Annotated in this window: 14 protein-coding genes; 7 read left to right on the top strand and 7 right to left on the bottom strand. The window is 64.0% G+C overall.

Going from position 1 to position 15,756, the window contains the following annotated elements:
* Positions 1 to 27: 27 nt before the first annotated feature.
* The gene (locus AC2ISB_RS11320) at positions 28 to 789 is read left to right on the top strand and encodes a potassium channel family protein (protein WP_339109444.1); all 762 of its coding nucleotides are present in this window, start codon (positions 28 to 30) and stop codon (positions 787 to 789) included.
* On the opposite strand, the gene rimO is transcribed toward AC2ISB_RS11320, so the two are convergent.
* From rimO to AC2ISB_RS11300, 4 genes are all read right to left on the bottom strand, one after another.
* Entirely contained in the window at positions 786 to 2,180 is a 1,395-nt protein-coding gene (gene rimO, locus AC2ISB_RS11315; protein WP_486575081.1) for a 30S ribosomal protein S12 methylthiotransferase RimO, read from the bottom strand. The genes AC2ISB_RS11320 and rimO overlap by 4 nt on opposite strands.
* Positions 2,181 to 2,294: 114 nt before the next feature.
* On the bottom strand, positions 2,295 to 3,221 hold the full coding sequence (gene argF / locus AC2ISB_RS11310; protein WP_406721337.1) for an ornithine carbamoyltransferase: 927 nt from the start codon (positions 3,219 to 3,221) through the stop codon (positions 2,295 to 2,297).
* 41 nt (positions 3,222 to 3,262) lie between these two features.
* Positions 3,263 to 4,459 carry an acetylornithine transaminase gene (locus AC2ISB_RS11305; protein ID WP_486575079.1) on the bottom strand — a complete coding sequence of 399 codons (1,197 nt, stop codon included), beginning with the start codon at positions 4,457 to 4,459 and terminating at the stop codon, positions 3,263 to 3,265.
* 272 nt (positions 4,460 to 4,731) lie between these two features.
* A complete protein-coding gene (locus AC2ISB_RS11300) occupies positions 4,732 to 5,541 on the bottom strand; it encodes an ABC transporter permease (RefSeq protein WP_339108305.1) in 810 nt (269 codons plus the stop codon).
* A 270-nt stretch (positions 5,542 to 5,811) separates the two neighbouring features.
* Here AC2ISB_RS11300 and AC2ISB_RS11295 point away from each other — a divergent pair, with 270 nt between their 5' ends.
* Positions 5,812 to 6,462, top strand: coding sequence for a GcrA family cell cycle regulator (locus AC2ISB_RS11295; RefSeq protein WP_406735997.1), 651 nt, complete (start codon positions 5,812 to 5,814; stop codon positions 6,460 to 6,462).
* Positions 6,463 to 6,627: 165 nt separating this feature from the next.
* On the opposite strand, the gene AC2ISB_RS11290 is transcribed toward AC2ISB_RS11295, so the two are convergent.
* Positions 6,628 to 6,795, bottom strand: a complete 168-nt coding sequence (locus tag AC2ISB_RS11290; protein WP_339108303.1) for a hypothetical protein — start codon at positions 6,793 to 6,795, stop codon at positions 6,628 to 6,630.
* A gap of 66 nt (positions 6,796 to 6,861) precedes the next feature.
* Positions 6,862 to 7,893 carry a uroporphyrinogen decarboxylase gene (gene hemE, locus AC2ISB_RS11285; protein ID WP_486575076.1) on the bottom strand — a complete coding sequence of 344 codons (1,032 nt, stop codon included), beginning with the start codon at positions 7,891 to 7,893 and terminating at the stop codon, positions 6,862 to 6,864.
* Positions 7,894 to 8,012: 119 nt separating this feature from the next.
* On the opposite strand from hemE, the gene hemC reads away from it, so the two are divergent.
* The 3 genes from hemC to AC2ISB_RS11270 all read left to right on the top strand — a co-directional run bounded on the left by hemC (position 8,013) and on the right by AC2ISB_RS11270 (position 11,831).
* The gene (gene hemC / locus AC2ISB_RS11280) at positions 8,013 to 8,978 is read left to right on the top strand and encodes a hydroxymethylbilane synthase (RefSeq protein ID WP_406721334.1); all 966 of its coding nucleotides are present in this window, start codon (positions 8,013 to 8,015) and stop codon (positions 8,976 to 8,978) included.
* A gap of 102 nt (positions 8,979 to 9,080) precedes the next feature.
* Positions 9,081 to 10,454 carry an FAD-binding oxidoreductase gene (locus AC2ISB_RS11275; RefSeq protein WP_486575074.1) on the top strand — a complete coding sequence of 458 codons (1,374 nt, stop codon included), beginning with the start codon at positions 9,081 to 9,083 and terminating at the stop codon, positions 10,452 to 10,454.
* Positions 10,455 to 10,604: 150 nt separating this feature from the next.
* Positions 10,605 to 11,831: an MFS transporter gene (locus AC2ISB_RS11270; RefSeq protein ID WP_486575072.1), complete on the top strand. Its 1,227-nt coding sequence runs from the start codon at positions 10,605 to 10,607 to the stop codon at positions 11,829 to 11,831.
* A gap of 5 nt (positions 11,832 to 11,836) precedes the next feature.
* Here AC2ISB_RS11270 and AC2ISB_RS11265 read toward each other — a convergent pair whose 3' ends face one another.
* The gene (locus AC2ISB_RS11265; protein ID WP_406721332.1) at positions 11,837 to 12,550 is read right to left on the bottom strand and encodes an arylesterase; all 714 of its coding nucleotides are present in this window, start codon (positions 12,548 to 12,550) and stop codon (positions 11,837 to 11,839) included.
* Here AC2ISB_RS11265 and AC2ISB_RS11260 point away from each other — a divergent pair.
* Positions 12,549 to 13,232 (top strand): ABC transporter ATP-binding protein, encoded by a 684-nt coding sequence (locus AC2ISB_RS11260; protein ID WP_339108297.1) that lies wholly within the window; start codon positions 12,549 to 12,551, stop codon positions 13,230 to 13,232. The two genes, AC2ISB_RS11265 and AC2ISB_RS11260, sit on opposite strands and share 2 nt — an antisense overlap.
* Complete coding sequence (locus AC2ISB_RS11255) at positions 13,229 to 15,736, top strand: ABC transporter permease (RefSeq protein WP_486575069.1); 2,508 nt, start codon at positions 13,229 to 13,231, stop codon at positions 15,734 to 15,736. Before AC2ISB_RS11260 ends, AC2ISB_RS11255 begins: the two co-directional genes overlap by 4 nt.
* Positions 15,737 to 15,756: the final 20 nt, after the last annotated feature.

The raw sequence follows: 15,756 nt of genomic DNA, 5'->3' as shown, positions 1-15,756 counted from the left end.
TATGTCCCAACCGATAGGCCATTGACCATGATCGAGTTCCTGCGCGCCCTTTACGAGGGCGAGACCGACCGCGCGCATCGTTTTCGCTACGGGCTTCTGGCATTTGATATCGTGACGGTCGTGTTTGTCGTGGTCACGTCGTTTGTTCCGCATGATGTGGTGATTACGGTGATTGATGCGGTGATCGGTCTGGCGATCGTGGCCGATTTTCTGGCGCGTCTGCTGATCGTGTCGCGCCGGTTCCGGTTCTGGTTCCAGCCCGCCACCTTGGCCGACCTTATCGCGATGGTTTCGTTTCTCCTGCCGCTGGCAGGCGAGGGGCTGGGCTTTCTGCGGGTCTTGCGGACGCTGCGCTTGCTGCATGCCTATCAGACGCTATCCCGCCTGCGTCAGGACTGGCCGTTTTTCCGCAAGCATCAGGATGTGCTTCTGGCGGCGATCAATCTGGCGGTGTTCCTGTTCGTAATGACGGGGCTGATCTATGTCACGCAGGAAGGCGTGAACGACCAGATCAACAATTACGCCGACGCGCTCTATTTTACCGTCACCACGCTGACGACGACCGGATTTGGCGATATCACCCCCAAGGGCGAATGGGGGCGGATGATTTCCGTGGCGATCATGATCTTTGGCGTCACGCTGTTCTTGCGGCTGGCACAGGTGCTGTTCCGGCCCACCAAGGTGCGCTACGAATGCAAGACCTGCGGGCTAAGCCTGCATGACGCCGATGCCGTGCATTGCAAACATTGCGGAGCAACGGTGCATATCGACACCGAAGGGCAGCTTTAAACCAGCCGCCCCCAGAGGTCGTAATCCGAGGCCTCATCCACCTCGACAGTGACCATATCGCCCACGCTGAGGGTTTCGAAACCCTCGTCGATGAACAGGTTGCCGTCGATTTCCGGTGCATCGGCGCGGGTGCGGCAAGTGGCGCCTTCCTCGTCGATCTCGTCCACGATGACCTGTTGCAGCGAACCAACCTTGGCCTGAAGCTTGGCCTCGGAGATCTCCTGCGCCTTTTCCATGAAGCGGTTCCAGCGGTCCTGTTTGACCTCGGGGTCCACGTGGTCGGGCAGGTCGTTCGAGCGCGCCCCATCCACATTTTCATACTGGAAGCAGCCGACACGGTCGAGTTGCGCCTCATCCATCCAGTCCAGCAGATATTGGAACTCTTCTTCCGTCTCACCGGGATAGCCCACGATGAAGGTGGATCGCAGGACGATCTCGGGGCAATCCGCCCGCCATGCGGCGATCTCATCCAGCGTCTTGGCCGAAGCCGCAGGCCGCGCCATGCGTTTGAGCACATCGGGATGCGCATGCTGGAAGGGGATATCCAGATAGGGCAGGGCCAGACCTTCCGCCATCAGCGGGATCAGGTCGCGCACATGCGGATAGGGGTAGACATAATGCAGCCGCAGCCAAGCCTCGGCATCCTTCACCATCTTGCCCATCTCGCGGGTCAGATCGGTGATATGGGCGCGCACCTCGCCGCCCTTCCAAGGGCTCAGGTCATGCTTGCGGTCCAGACCATAGGCCGAGGTGTCCTGAGAGATCATCAGGATCTCGCGCACACCGGCCTCCAAGAGCTTCTCGGTCTCGCGCAGAATCGCATGCGCGGGGCGCGAGGCCAGTTTGCCCCGCATATCGGGGATGATGCAGAATTTGCACTTGTGGTTACAGCCTTCCGAGATTTTCAGATAGCTGTAATGGCGCGGCGTCAGTTTCACGCCCTGTGCCGGCAGCAGGTCCACAAAGGGGTCGGGCGCGGGCGGCACAGCGCCATGCACGGCATCCAGAACCTGCTCGAATTGCTGCGGGCCGGTCACCGCCAGCACCTTGGGATGCACGCCCGTAATGTATTCGGGCTCGGCCCCCAGACAGCCGGTCACGATGACCTTGCCGTTTTCCTTCAGCGCCTCGCCAATCGCCTCAAGGCTTTCCGCCTTGGCCGAATCCAGAAAGCCGCAGGTATTCACGATGACCGCTTCCGCGCCGGTATAGTCGGGGCTGATCGCATAGCCCTCGGCGCGCAGGCGGGTCAGGATGCGCTCGCTATCCACCAGAGCCTTGGGGCAGCCAAGGCTGACCATGCCGATCTTCGGCTGACCCTCGCGGACGGGTTCGTCCACACGGATGCGGGGCGCAAGGTCGGGGCGCAGGTTCGGAGGGTTCTGGCTCATGTCGCTTCCCATGCATAAGGTGGCTAAGGCGAAGGGCGAGCCAAGGCCCGCCCTTTTCAGGTGCAGATACTCCCTCAAGGGGGCATGCTGCAAGTCATTTGCCCGAATGCTGGTTTATTTGCCCAAGCAGTAGCGCATCACGGCCTTCTGCGCATGCAGGCGGTTCTCGGCCTCGTCAAAGATCACCGAATGCGGGCCATCCATGATCTCGCTGGTGGCTTCGTCATTACGATGCGCGGGCAGGCAATGCATGAACAGCGCATCGGGATTGGCGTGTTTCATCAGCTCGGCGTTGACCTGATAGGGGCGCAGCTGGTTATGGCGACGCTCCTTGGCCGATTCGGGGTCATGCATCGACACCCAAGTGTCGGTGACAATCAGATCGGCCCCTTCGACGGCCTTCACCGGATCGCGCTCGATCTCGCATTTCACGCCCATATTGCGCGCGAAATCGATCCATTCGCGCTCGGGGTCGAGGGGCTGCGGGCCGGTAAAGGTGAAATCGAAGCCGAACTGCCCTGCTGCATGCATGAAAGAGGCGCAGACATTGTTGCCATCGCCCGACCAGACCACTTTCTTGCCCTTGATCGGGCCGCGATGTTCCTCGAAGGTCATGATATCGGCCATGATCTGGCAGGGGTGGGTGCGGTTGGTCAGGCCGTTGATCACCGGAACGCTGGCATATTCCGCCATCTCCAGAAGGGTCTCTTCCTCGAAGGTGCGGATCATGATCAGGTCGACATAGCGCGACAGCACACGGGCGGTATCGGCAATCGTCTCGCCGTGACCAAGCTGCATATCGGACCCCGACAGCACCATCGTCTGCCCGCCCATCTGGCGCACGCCCACATCAAAGCTGACGCGGGTACGGGTCGAGGGCTTCTCGAAGATCAGCGCAACCATATGACCGTCCAGCGGTTTTTCCGCATCGGGGGTGCCTTTGGGCTGGCCCTTGCGCGCATCCTTCATGGCGCGCGCCTGATCGATCATGGCCCGTAGGTCGGCCTGCGAGGTGGTATGGATATCAAGGAAATGGTTCATCGGTCTTGCTTTCTGTCTCCCGAAAGGTTCGGGCTTTCGGGTCAGTTTGCCTTGGCCTCAAGGCTCTGGGCTTCAAGGCTCTGGGCGGCTTTATCAAGGCGGGTCACGGCCTCGGCCAGATCGTCCTCGGAAATATTCAGCGCGGGCAGCAGGCGCAGCACATTATCGCCTGCGGGCACGGTCAGCAGGTGCTGCGCATAGGCCGCCTGCACCACATCACCGCAGGGCACCTTGCATTTCAGGCCCAGCATCAGCCCCATGCCGCGCACCTCCTCGAAGACGTCGGGATGGGTGGCCACAAGGCCTTCCAGCTTCTGCCGCATAAAGCCCGCCTTGGCGTTCACGGCCTCAAGGAAGGCCGGATCATTGACGATCTCGATGACTTTCGCGCCGATCGCACAGCCCAGCGGGTTGCCGCCATAGGTGGAGCCATGCGTGCCCGCGACCATGCCCGATGCCGCCTCTTCGGTGGCCAGCACGCCGCCCAGCGGGAAGCCGCCGCCAATGCCCTTGGCCATCATCATGATGTCCGGCGTCACCCCTGACCATTCATGCGCGAAGAGCTTGCCGGTACGGGCGACACCGCATTGCACCTCGTCAAAGATCAACAGGATGCCGGTCTCGTCACACAAAGCGCGCAGAGCCTTCATCTCGGCTTCGGGCAGCGGGCGGATGCCACCTTCACCCTGCACGGGCTCGATCCAGATGGCGGCGGTCTTGTCGGTGATGGTGGATTTCAGAAGATCCATATCGCCCCAGGCGATCTGGTGGAAACCGGGCAGCAGAGGGCCAAAGCCCTTCACCATCTTCTCGGCATGGGGCACAGCCGAAATCGCACCGGTCGAGCGGCCGTGGAAGGCGCCATCGAAGGTGATGATCTCGGTCCGGTCCACGCCTTTCGAATACCAGTATTTCCGCGCCATCTTGATGGCGAGCTCGGCGGCCTCGGTGCCCGAATTGGTGAAGAAAACCGTATCGGCAAAGGTGTTCTCGACCAGCATATCCGCCAGCTTCTGCTGCAGCGGGATCTGGTAGAGGTTCGACACATGCCACAGCTTCTGCGCCTGATCGGTCAGCGCCTCGACCAGTTCGGGGGCGGCATGGCCCAGCACATTCACCGCGATACCGGCTCCCATATCCAGATATCGGCTGCCATCCTCCGTCTCGAGCCAGCTTCCCGACCCGCGGGTAAAGGCCAGCGGTGCGCGGTTATAGGTGGGCAGGACGGACGGTATCATGGCATGAACTCCATAAGGGAAGGCCCATTTGGTGCGACGAACCCCGCAGGGTGTCAATGTCTCGGGCCGGACTGATGCTGTTTTAGGAAGGGATGTGGCAATTGGCCACGTCTGATCACCCGCCGCAGGGCGGATCGGCGCGCATTAGCGACGTCGGATAGGCGAAATATGGTCAAAGCCCGTAATCATGCTGCATTCCTTAGCCGCCGGCCCGTATGTTGTAAATCGGATTCGCACGCTTTCTGCCGCGCTGGCCCGAAGGCGCGCGCCCCTCAGGCTTTCAGACGGAAACCGATGCGGAACCAGTACCATGCCAAGCCCAGAACGATCACGAGCCACAGCGCGATCACTCCCAGCCCTTGCACCGGCGAGGCATCCGACGTGCCGATAAAGCCGTAGCGGGCCCCGTCGATCAGGAAAAAGACCGGATTCCAATGCGAGAGCGCCTGAAAGAACGGGGGCAGGGCCTCGACCGAGTAGAAGGTGCCCGACAGGAAGGACAGCGGTGTGATCACGAAATTGGTGAAGGCCGCCATCTGGTCGAATTTATTGGCCATGATGGCAGCCAGCATCCCCAGACCGCCCATCAGCATCGCGCCCAGGATCACGAAGGCCAGCGCCCAGAGCGGATGGGCGATGCCCTGTCCGATGGTCACAAACAGCCCCGCCGCAATCACGACCGCCACCAGAAGCGAGCGCCCGATGGCTCCGGCCAGATAGCCCATCAACAGCTCCCACGGGGCCAGTGGGGGCATCAGCGTATCGATGATATTGCCCTGCACCTTGGCGACCACGATGGAAGACGAGGTATTGGCAAAGGCGTTCTGGATTACGGTCATCATAAGAATGCCGGGGGCGAGGAATTCCAGAAACGGCACGCCCATCATATCGGCACGCCCTTTGCCGAAGGCCAGCGCGAAGACCACCAGAAACAGCCCTGCGGTGATCAGCGGCGCCAGCACGGTCTGTTGCCATACGGCCAGAAAACGGCGGTTCTCGCGCCAGCCGAGGCTATAGAGGCCCAGCCAGTTCACCCGGCCAAAGCGCCGTATTCCCATTTCGCGATTTGCGTGTCTGTCCATCAGTCGTCTCGTTTCCCGCTTGGTCCGGTTCCGGCGGAGCTCGGGGCCGCCAGAGCGCGTGGTCTGTGCCTCTCTACCTAGTGGGCGCAACGCAATCGGGCAACTAAGGCACAGTGCGTCCGAACTCTGCACAAGAACACAGCTTCTCGTGCTCAGACATCTTGAAAAGCAGGGCATGGCGGGGTAAATCCATAGCTCTTGATATTCCGGAGCCGGAAATCCCGTGGGAAGCTATGGGCCCGTCCGGACCGGAACAGTGAAAGGAAACCCATGTCCTGGACCGATGAACGCGTCGAAATTCTGAAAAAGATGTGGTCCGAGGGCCAGTCTGCCAGCCAGATCGCAAAGGAACTGGGTGGGGTGACCCGTAATGCCGTCATCGGCAAAGTGCACCGTCTGGGTCTGTCCAACCGGACCGCAACCACCGCCGAGGCCGCAGCGCCCGCCTCTGCGCCCAAGCCTGCGGCCGAGGCCAAGCCCGTGGTCGAGCCCAAACCCGCGCCCGCTGCGCCGCGTGCAGAGCCGAAAGCCGCGCCCGCCAGTGCGGCCGTGCGTCCGGCTCCTGCGCCGAAACCCGCCGCTGCCAAGCCCGAGCCGGTCGAGACGACGGAAGTGGCCGAGGCCGCACCGGCGCCCATGCGCCGTCAGATCATTCCCGCAGGCCAGCCGCTGCCGCCGCAGCCTTCGGCCAACGAGATCAGCCCCGAGGCACTGGCCCGTGTGGGCGAGATCGAGAAACACGCCAAGAAGCTCACCCTGATGGAGCTGACCGAGCGCACCTGCAAATGGCCGATCGGGGATCCTGCTACGGATGATTTCTGGTTCTGCGGCCTGCCGACCCAATCGGGCAAACCCTATTGCGAGGCGCATGTCGGCGTTGCCTTCCAGCCGATGAGCTCGCGCCGCGACCGTCGCCGGTAACGCCCGCGCCGTTCTCCGGCACACCGTTGGAATAGCCAAAAACCCGCAGCCGGATGGTTGCGGGTTTTTCGGTTTCGGGCATCCGGCTCGGGCATTTGTCGCGGGCGTCCGGCTTTGGCCCCCGTTGGGACGCTCGGCCTTCGGGCCGGATCGGCGGATGGGTGATCAGTGAGCGGTTGCCGCACCGACCGTGCCGCCAACCACAGCCCCTGCAGGCCCTGCCACAAGCGCGCCGCCAAGGCCGCCGGTTGCGGCCCGCTCGGTCGCGTTATGGCCGCAGGCCGCCAGCAGGGCGAGAACAGCAAGAGCGGGGGTCAGTTTCACGAGTTTCATCGAAATCTCCTGTTTCCTAATTCAGGAGTATGACGCCCGAAGCCCCGAAAGGTTCCCCCGCCTCTGTTACATATTGCGCACCGTCTCGATCATCAGTGCCACATTGTCGGGATCGGCATCTGGGGTGATCCCGTGACCGAGGTTGAAGATATGCGGCCCCTTGCGGAAGGCCTCGACCACGCGGCGGGTCTCTTCGACCAGTGCCTGCCCGCCTGTGACCATATGTCGCGAGGCCAGATTGCCCTGCACACAGCCCGACACCTGCACATGCTCGGCGGCCCATTCGGGGGTCACCGAATTGTCGATGGCCACACAATCCGCGCCGGTTTTCTGGTGGAAGCCGATATAGCCATCGCCCGCCTCGCGCGGGAAGGCGATCACCGGCAGACCGGGGAAGCGGGCCTTCATTTCCTTGGTGATACGGGCGGCCGGCTTGACGGCGAAATCCTCGAAATCCTGCCCTTTCAGCGAGCCGGCCCAGCTATCGAAGAGTTTCACGACCTCGGCACCGGCTTCCACCTGTTTCGAAAGATATTCGATGGTCGCATCGCTCAGCAGGTCGATCAAGGCGCTGAATGTCGCGCGATCTTCGTCTTTCAGCTTATGCGCGGGGCCTTGGTCGGGCGTGCCACGACCGGCCACCATATAGGTCGCCACCGTCCAGGGCGCACCGGCAAAGCCGATCAGCGTGGTCTCTTCCGGCAGGCTTTCGGACAGAATCCGCACCGTCTCGTAGACCGGAGAAAGCACCTCGTGGATGTCGTCACGGGTCTTCAGCCCGCGCAGCCCCTCTGCCGAGGTGATGGTGGACAGCCGCGGGCCTTCGCCCGTGACAAACCACAGATCCGCCCCAAGGGCTTGCGGCAGAAGAAGAATATCGGCGAACAGGATCGCTGCATCAAAGCCGTAGCGGCGGATCGGCTGCAGCGTGACCTCGGCGGCCAGTTCGGGGTTGTAGCACAGCGACAGGAAGTCGCCCGCCTTGGCCCGCGTGGCGCGATATTCCGGCAGGTAACGTCCGGCTTGCCGCATCATCCAGATCGGGGGCGTGGGCAGGCGTTCGCCGCGTAGGGCGCGCAGGATCGTTTTGTCGGCCATCTGGGTACTCTCCTTGGGTTGGTCTCTCTAGAACAAGGCGGGGCCCGTGCTGTCAAGCTTTCCCGCACCACAATGGCCGACAGGGCTTCTTGCATGGGGCCGCGCGCAAGGCTAAGGCTATGGCTATGACACAGATGCCCACACCCGATCAGCCCCTGAAGCTTGGCACCCGCGGCAGCCCTCTGGCGCTTGCGCAGGCCCATGAAACCCGTGCCCGCCTGATGGCGGCGCATGATCTGCCCGAAGCCGCCTTCGAGGTGGTCGTTATCAAGACCACCGGCGATGACCGTGCGATGATCGCCTCGGACAAGCCGCTCAAGGAAATCGGCAATAAGGGACTGTTCACCAAAGAGATCGAAGAGGCGATGCTGGACGGGCGGATCGATATCGCGATCCACTCGATGAAGGACATGCCGACGGTCCAGCCCGAGGGGCTGGTCCTTGATACCTATCTGCCGCGCGAGGATGTGCGCGACGCCTTTGTATCGCTGAAGGCGACGACGATCCATGATCTGCCCGAAGGGGCCGTGGTGGGCACCTCCAGCCTGCGCCGCCGTGCGCAGCTTCTGTCTCGCCGTCCCGACCTGAAACTGGTGGAATTCCGTGGCAATGTGCAGACGCGGCGCCAGAAGCTGGCCGATGGTGTGGCCGAGGCCACTTTCCTTGCGATGGCGGGGCTCAACCGCCTTGGCATGACGGAACTGGCCGCAGGGGCGATTGCCCCCGAGGATATGCTGCCTGCTGTGGCGCAAGGTGCCATCGGGATCGAACGTCGTGTGGATGACGCGCGCGCGGCGCAGTTGTTGTCGCCCATCCATGACATTCCGACCGAGCAGCGGCTGACTGTTGAACGCGCGTTTCTGGCCACGCTGGACGGTTCTTGCGAGACCCCGATTGCAGGGCTTGCGCTGATCGAGGGCGGCGAAATCTGGATGCGCGGCGAGATCCTGCGTCCCGACGGGTCCGAATGTCTGCGCGCCGAGGGGCGTGCCAGCCTGTCCGATGCGGGCGAGTTGGGGATTGACGTGGCCCGTGCTCTGCTGGATCAGGCGCCAAAAGGGTTTTTTGACTGGAAGCGCGGGTAAGTTTTGCCGCAAGGCGACGGTAACGGCGCCGTTCTGTATACAATAGGGATATGACCTGTGTCGGGTGCCGTTCGGGCCCCCGCTTGTTGGATGGGGACTGACATGCTGCTTGATCGCCTGCGGGATTTGCTGGGGCATGACCATGTGCTGACCGGCGCGGATATGGCAGGTTTCGGTGAGGAATTTACGGGCCATTACCACTGGCAGCCGCTGGCCGTGCTACGTCCTGCCACAACCGAAGAGGTCTCGGGCATTCTGCGGCTGGCCTCGGAAAGCGGCACGCCGGTCGTGCCGGTCTCTGGCGGGACGGGGCTGAATGGCGGGCACGAGGCCGAGGGGCGGCTGATGATCTCGTTGGCGCGGATGAACCGCATCCGTGATTTCAACCCTGCGGCCCGTACCATAGCGGTGGAGGCGGGGGTCATCTTGCAGACGATCCATGACCATGTGGCCGAGGCCGGTCTGATGTTTCCGCTCAGCTTCGGGGCCAAGGGGTCGGCGATGGTCGGGGGCTTCCTGTCGACCAATGCGGGCGGCTCGAATGTGGTGCGCTATGGCAATGCGCGGGCGCTGTGTCTGGGGCTTGAGGTGGTGATGGCCGATGGCGCGGTGATGAACCTGATGACCGCGCTGCATAAGGACAATACCGGCTATGACCTGCGCGATCTGATGATCGGGGCGGAAGGCACGCTGGGGGTGATTACCGCCGCCATGCTGCATCTGGTGCCGGCCCCCACCGCGCGGGCCACGGCGCTGTTGGCATTGCCGGGCTTTGCGCAGGCGCTCTCGCTTCTCAACCGTGTGCAGGCGGGTACGGGCGGGGCGGTCGAGGCCTATGAATATCTGCCCGATCTCTTTTTCGACCGGATGGCGAAATACAAACCCGACTGGACCTGCCCGATCACCCCTGCGCCGGTGAATATCCTGCTGGAAATCGCCACGACGGTGCCCGGAGACACCCCGCAATCGCGGCTGGAAGACTTGCTGGAGGCCCCGCTGGAGGCGGGGGATATTCTGGATGCGGTCGTGGCCTCCTCTGATGCACAGCGTAACTATCTGTGGCATATGCGCGAATCCGCAGCCGAAGTGTCCCTGAACGAGGATCCGCTGGTCGATACCGATGTGTCGCTGCCGCTGGATCTGATCGAGCCGTGGCTCAACCGGATGAATGCCGAAGTGGCGCGACTGGACCCGCAGGCGCGGATGATGGCGATCGGGCATCTGGGCGATGGCAACCTGCATTATACCGTCTACCCGTCGGATAAGGGCTTTGTGGCCCCGATCCGTGATGCGATTTCGCGCGAGGCGGTGGTGATGGGGGGCAGCTTCTCGGCGGAACATGGCGTCGGGCTGTCCAAGCTGGGGTCGATGGCGAAATACAAAGACCCCGTTGCGCTGCGCACGATGCGCGCGATCAAGGCGGCGCTGGACCCCAAGAATATCCTCAATCCGGGCAAGACGGTCCCCGAGGCCTGACGGCCCCTTCGGGTCTCGGTCCGGCATCAGGGGGCGGTGCTGCCTGTGCCGAAGCCGCGCAGAGCGGCCTGTGCGGCCCCGAAGCCGTGATAGGGATTGCAGCGCCCTGCGCGAAAGGGCATGTGGGGATCTTGCGAAAGGAAGGTCCCGATGTCTGCCTTGGCCGCGTATAAGCCGCTGGTGAAAGATCCCGCATTGCTGCTGACCTCGGCGCTGATGGTGCTGTTTGGCGCGCATGTGGCCTCGCTTCTGCCGCAGGCTTCCACCATCGCTGTGACCATTTTCGGGCTCAGCGACGGGGCTTATTCCCGCATCCTTATCGCGGCCTCGGTGATTGCGGTCACCACCTCGGTGGGCTTTGGCATTATTGCAGACCAGCGGGCCAACCGGCGCACCATCGCCTTGCTCTCTTCGATGTTTCTGACAATCGGTTCGGGGCTGGTGACGCTCCATCCCAGCCCTGTCACCTTTGTGCTGGCCCATGCGGTTTTCGTGCCGCTGGCCTCGACGCTGTTCGGGCAGCTTTTTGCGTTGGGCCGGTTGGCGGCCTCGGTCCATCCCAAGCGTGAACGCGAGGCGATCCAGTCCAGCCTGCGGGCGCTTTTTGCCGTGCCGTGGCTTGCGGTGCTGCCGATCTGGTCACTGGCCTTCGGCGCGGGGGTCGACCTGATGGCGATCTATCCGGTCTGTTTCTGCCTTGCGGCCTCGGTTCTGGTGCTGACGCTTCTGTTCTGGCCCCGCGACGGCGCGACGCGCTGGCCCGACCCGAAATCGGGGCTGAGCTTCCGCCAGTCGCTGACGGAAATGGCGGATTGGCGTATTCTGGTGCGGGTGCTGGCTTTGGGCGCGATCAATGGCGGCGTTGTGCTCTATCTTGTGCTGATCGGTCTGGTCTTTGCGCAGGTGCCCGGACGGGGGGCGGGGGATGTGGCGATTTATGCGGCGATCACCGCAGGGCTGGAAGTGCCCCTGATGCTGATGGTGCCGGCGGTCTCCATGCGGATGTCGCGGGTCACGCTCATCCTGATCGGAACGTTGCTCTATTCCGTGCATCTGGCCTGCATTCCGGTGCTGGCATCCAGTCCGGCCTTGTGGGTCCTGCCGGTGTTCGGGGCGCTGGGGGGCGCGTTCATCCTGACCCAGCCGATGGCCTATCTACAGGAACTTCTGTCTGCGCGGCCCGGTGCGGGGGCCTCGCTTCTGGCGCTGCAAAAGCTCATAGGCGACGTCACCAGCGCCACGGTCTTTGCCCTTGGTGCGGCGCTGGCAGGTTATGGGGTGGTGGCGCTGCTGGGGGCGGCTCTGGCCATTCTGGCGGCGGCGGCGCTCTATCTTATGGACCGCCGCAAACAGGGCGGCCCACGCTACTCGGCCTGATCGCGCTACTCGACCTGATCGAGAAGATCCAGAACCTGCGGCCCCAGCGCCTCGACCACCAGTGCCACACCCTTGGCAGAGGGGTGGAGGCCGTCGGGCTGGAGATAGTCGGCGCGCTTGGTGTCATCCTGCTGGGCTGCCGCCAGAGGTGCCAGCAGGTCGGGCACCAGCACCGCATCGTATTCTGCCGCCAGATCGGGATAGATCGCGCGGAACTCGGTCTGGTAGCTGGTCCCGTAATTGCCCGGCACGGGGACACCGGCCAGAAGCACTGGCAGATCCTTGTCGGTCACGGCCTTGAGGATGGCATCCAGATTAGCCTTTGCCTGAGCAGGCGCCAGCCCGCGCAGGATGTCATTGCCGCCAAGCGCCACCATCACCGCATCCACATCGGGCGTCAGCGACCAGTCGATACGCGCCCGCCCGCCTGCCGTGGTATCGCCCGATACCCCGCCATTGATGATCGTGACATCCGCACCATGCGCGTTCAGCCATGCCTGCAACTGCGGCACAAGGCCCTGGCCATCGGGCAGCCCGTAGCCTTGGGTCAGGCTGTCCCCGAAGGCCAGCAGCGTCTTTTCGGCGGCATGGCCCTGTAGCGGGGCCAGTGCCAGCAGCAGGGCAAAACCCGCCCGGATGCCGCGTTTGTGAAGTGCAAAGCTCTGTAGACCCCGTGTCTTATGGGGCGGTAGGAAGAGGAATTTCGACAGGATGGACATGGCGGATACAGTGCTTTCCATGAAAGAAGTGGAGCTGAAGCTGGAGGGAAATGCAGGCCTTGTCCCGATCCTGAACGGAATTACGCTGGACGTCCAGCGCGGGCAGAGCCTTGGTCTGACGGGGCCTTCGGGGTCTGGCAAATCCTCGCTTTTGATGGTGATGGGCGGGCTCGAGCGCGCCACATCGGGGCAGGTGCAGGCGCTGGGGCAGGATCTGGGCGCGATGCAGGAAGACGCGCTGGCGCGGTTTCGTCGCCATCACATGGGGGTGGTGTTCCAGAATTTCCACCTGCTGCCCACGATGACCGCGCTGGAAAACGTGGCTCTGCCGCTGGAGATTGCGGGCGCGCGCGATGCTTTTGCCCGCGCCAAGGCCGAGCTGGAGGCGGTGGGGCTTGCCCACCGGATGCACCATCACCCGACAGAGCTGTCTGGCGGTGAGCAGCAGCGTGTGGCGCTGGCCCGTGCGCTGGCCCCGCGCCCCGAGATCCTGTTGGCCGACGAACCCACCGGCAACCTTGATGCCAGGACCGGCGTGCAGATCATGGATCTACTGTTCGGGCTGCGCGACCATTATGGCGCGACGCTTGTTCTGGTGACCCATGCCGCCGATCTTGCCGCCCGCTGCGACCGTGTGGTGGGGCTGCGCGATGGGGCCATTCTTTCGGACAGCCTCGCATGAGCGTGTCATGGTCTATCGCGCGGCGCGAATTGCGCAGCGGGTTGCGCGGCTTTCGGGTGTTCTTCCTGTGCCTGTTGCTGGGGGTGGCGGCGATTGCCTCGGTGGGGCTGGTGCGCCATGCCATCCAGCAGGCTTTACAGGAACAGGGCGCGGTGCTTCTGGGCGGCGATGCCCAGCTGGAATTTACCTATCGCCGCGCCACGGCGGACGAACGCGCATGGATTGACGCGCGGGCGGCGCGGGTCTCCGAGGTCATCGATTTCCGCTCCATGCTGCGTCATGGCGAAGGCGAGACCCTGCAGACCGCGCTTGTTCAGGTGAAGGGCGTCGATACTGCCTATCCGCTTTATGGTGCGGTAGAGACCGCCCCACAGATGCCGCTGGCAGATCTGATGACCCCTGTCGATGGCGTCTATGGTGCGCTGGTCGACCCCGTTCTGGCGGATCGCATGGGGCTGAAAGCGGGCGATCCCGTCGAGATTGGCGGTGTTACGTTCCGCATGCTGGCGCGGCTTGCCCGTGCGCCCGACGAAACAGGGGCGGGCATCACGCTTGGCCCGCCGGTGATCGTGGCCACCAAGGCGCTGGAGGGCTCGCGCCTGCTGGACCCCGGCGCGTTATATGAAAGCGAATACCGTCTGGCCCTGCCTGCGGGCACCGACCTCGAGACCCTCAAAACCGAGGCGCAGACCCGTTTCAAAGAGGCCGGTCTGCGCTGGAGCGACCGCAGGCGGGCCTCTCCGGCGGCGGACCGTTTTGTGACGCGGCTGGGGAGTTTCCTCGTGCTGGTGGGGCTTGCGGGGCTGACGGTGGGCGGCGTGGGAATTTCGTCCTCGGTGGCAAGCTGGCTGGACCGAAAGGCCGCGACCGTGGCGACCCTGCGGGCCATCGGGGCTTCGGGGCGCACCATCCGCTGGGTGTTTTACTGGCAACTGATCGTGCTCGGCGTGGCAGGGATTGCGGCGGGGCTGGGGCTGGCCTGCCTTCTGGTGCTGGGCTCTGGCGGGTTGATCGGGCGGGTCATGCCGATCCCCGTGGATCTGCGACTGAGCGCAGGCCCGATGGCCGAGGCCGCGATGTATGGCGCGCTGGTCACGGCGATCTTCTCGCTCTGGCCGCTTGCGCGCCTGTCACAGACGCGGGTGGCGCGGCTTTACCGCGCACGGGCGCGGGGGCTGCCGCCCTTGGGGATGCTGGCGCTGATTGTGCTTCTGGCGGCGGTGCTGGTGGGGGCGTCGATGGCGCTGTCGGGCCTGCCGTGGCTGACGCTCGGGGCCTTGGGCGGGGTGGCAGGGGCGCTGGCTTTGCTGGCGCTGACGGGCTGGCTGACGAAACGTCTGGCGGCCCGCGTGCAGCGGATCGTGCGGGGTGCGCCTGCGCTGCGGGTGGCGCTGGCGGGGATTTCCGGCCCGAACTCCGAGGCGCTGCCGGTGGTGCTGTCGCTGGGTCTGGGGCTTTCGGTCCTGTCGGCCATCGGGCAGGTGGATGCGGGGCTGCGCAATGCGATTGCGACCGACCTGCCAAAACAGGCACCGGCCTTTTTCCTGCTGGACATCCAACCCGACCAGCTTGCGCCGTTCACCGCGCAGATGCAGGCCGATCCGCAGGTGGAGCGCGTCGAGACCACGCCCATGCTGCGCGGTGTGATCACCCGGATCAACGGCAAACCCGCGCGGGAAGGCCGCCCCGACCACTGGGTCTTGCGCGGTGACCGTGGCGTGACCTATGCCGCCACCCCGCGCGAGAAAATCGTGGCGGGCCAGTTCTGGGCGCCCGATGATCAAGGCCCGCCGCAGATCAGCTTTGCCGCAAAGGAGGCGCAGGAGCTTGGGCTGAAGCTGGGCGACAGGCTGACCGTCAATATCCTTGGCCGCGACATCACCGCGCCGATCACCTCGCTGCGCGATGTCGATTTCTCGACGGCGGGGATCGGCTTTGTGATCACCTTCAACCCTGCGGCTCTGGCGGGCGCGCCGCATACCCATTTGGCCACACTCTACGCCCCCGAAACCGCCGAACCCGAGATCCTGCGGCATCTGGCGCAGGCCTTCCCCAATGTCACCGCCGTGCCCGTGCGCGAAGCCATTGGCCGCCTGACCGAGGCGTTGCAGGCGATTGCCCGCGCCACCTCGCTTGCGGCCAGCGTGACGCTGGTGACGGGGGTGATCGTGCTGATCGGGGCCTCTGCGGCAGGCGAGGCCCGCCGCGCATGGGAGGCGGCGCTGTTGAAAACGCTAGGCGCCAGCCGTGGCCGTATTCTGCTGGCGTTCCTGCTGCGCGCACTGATCCTTGGCGGTGTGGCGGGGCTGGTGGCTGTCGGGGCGGGGGCGCTGGCGGGCTGGGCGGTGCTTACGCAGGTGATGGAGCTGGGCTATCACATGGCGTGGACACCGGCGCTTGTCATCCTGTTTACCGGCATGGCGGCGGCGCTGCTGGCGGATCTGATGTTTGTGATCCGGCCCCTGCGGGTGCGGCCTGCGCGGATCTTGCGGCAGGCCGATTGAAAGACCTCTTGTATCGCTGC

Source organism: Thioclava sp. NS-SX20 (assembly GCF_057380695.1).
Note: the sequence above shows the minus strand (reverse complement) of the source record. Positions and strands in the feature narration are given on the sequence as shown.

Bases quoted from the DNA above. Each gene is read 5' to 3' on its own strand.
- AC2ISB_RS11320 (WP_339109444.1), top strand. From the start codon at position 28: ATGATCGAGTTCCTGCGCGCCCTTTACGAGGGCGAGACCGACCGCGCG.
- rimO (WP_486575081.1), bottom strand. From the start codon at position 2,180: ATGAGCCAGAACCCTCCGAACCTGCGCCCCGACCTTGCGCCCCGCATC.
- argF (WP_406721337.1), bottom strand. From the start codon at position 3,221: ATGAACCATTTCCTTGATATCCATACCACCTCGCAGGCCGACCTACGG.
- AC2ISB_RS11305 (WP_486575079.1), bottom strand. From the start codon at position 4,459: ATGATACCGTCCGTCCTGCCCACCTATAACCGCGCACCGCTGGCCTTT.
- AC2ISB_RS11300 (WP_339108305.1), bottom strand. From the start codon at position 5,541: ATGGACAGACACGCAAATCGCGAAATGGGAATACGGCGCTTTGGCCGG.
- AC2ISB_RS11295 (WP_406735997.1), top strand. From the start codon at position 5,812: ATGTCCTGGACCGATGAACGCGTCGAAATTCTGAAAAAGATGTGGTCC.
- AC2ISB_RS11290 (WP_339108303.1), bottom strand. From the start codon at position 6,795: ATGAAACTCGTGAAACTGACCCCCGCTCTTGCTGTTCTCGCCCTGCTG.
- hemE (WP_486575076.1), bottom strand. From the start codon at position 7,893: ATGGCCGACAAAACGATCCTGCGCGCCCTACGCGGCGAACGCCTGCCC.
- hemC (WP_406721334.1), top strand. From the start codon at position 8,013: ATGGCTATGACACAGATGCCCACACCCGATCAGCCCCTGAAGCTTGGC.
- AC2ISB_RS11275 (WP_486575074.1), top strand. From the start codon at position 9,081: ATGCTGCTTGATCGCCTGCGGGATTTGCTGGGGCATGACCATGTGCTG.
- AC2ISB_RS11270 (WP_486575072.1), top strand. From the start codon at position 10,605: ATGTCTGCCTTGGCCGCGTATAAGCCGCTGGTGAAAGATCCCGCATTG.
- AC2ISB_RS11260 (WP_339108297.1), top strand. From the start codon at position 12,549: ATGGCGGATACAGTGCTTTCCATGAAAGAAGTGGAGCTGAAGCTGGAG.
- AC2ISB_RS11265 (WP_406721332.1), bottom strand. From the start codon at position 12,550: ATGTCCATCCTGTCGAAATTCCTCTTCCTACCGCCCCATAAGACACGG.
- AC2ISB_RS11255 (WP_486575069.1), top strand. From the start codon at position 13,229: ATGAGCGTGTCATGGTCTATCGCGCGGCGCGAATTGCGCAGCGGGTTG.